Raw genomic sequence first — 733 nt, 5'->3', positions numbered from 1 at the left:
GCTGGCTGGCCGAACAGGGCGCCGAGCGCCTGGTGCTGACCAGCCGTCGCGGCCCGGACGCGCCGGGCGCCGGTCAACTCGTCGAAGAGCTGAGGGCGCTGGGTGCCGACGCGGTCGTGGAGGCCTGCGACGTGGCGGACCTCGAAGCGCTGCGCGCCGTCCTGGACCGCGCGGCCGCGCACGGACCGCTCACGGCGGTGCTGCACACGGCGGCCGTCCTGGACGACGCCACGGTCGACACGCTCGGCCCCGGCCAGGTCGAGCGGGTCCTGCGCGTCAAGGCCCAGGGCGCCTGGAACCTGCACGAGCTGACCCGTGCGCAGGACCTGTCGGCGTTCGTGCTGTTCTCGTCGTACGGGGCGACCGTCGGTATCCCCGGACAGGGCAACTACGCGCCCGCCAACGCCTACCTCGACGCGCTCGCCGAGCTGCGTCACCTGCGGGGACTGCCCGCCACCTGTGTGTCGTGGGGTGCCTGGGGCGGCGGCGGGCTGGCCCGCGGCGCCGTCCGGGGCGTCCTGGAGCGGCACGGGGTGCCCGAGATGGACCCGGATCTCGCCCTGCTCGCCCTGCAGCAGGCCATCGACGGCGGGCGGCCCTGCCAGACCGTGGCCGACGTGCGCTGGCCCCGGTTCCTGACGGCGTTCACGGCGGCCCGGCCGAGCCCCCTGCTCGCCGATCTGCCCGACGTCGTGGAACTGGCCCGGACCGGCTCCGCGCGCGCCGCGGCGGC

At 76.5% G+C, this 733-nt stretch carries 1 protein-coding gene; it reads left to right on the top strand.

The features are described 5' to 3' along the window. A partial coding sequence (locus AWZ10_RS35620; RefSeq protein ID WP_159058474.1) for a beta-ketoacyl reductase occupies positions 1 to 733 on the top strand: 733 nt, incomplete at both ends.

It is taken from the genome of Streptomyces europaeiscabiei, from assembly GCF_001550375.1.
In the GTDB taxonomy this organism is placed as follows: domain Bacteria; phylum Actinomycetota; class Actinomycetes; order Streptomycetales; family Streptomycetaceae; genus Streptomyces; species Streptomyces europaeiscabiei.
The sequence above is the reverse complement of the archived record's forward strand: the minus strand, read 5'-3'. Positions and strand labels throughout refer to the sequence as shown.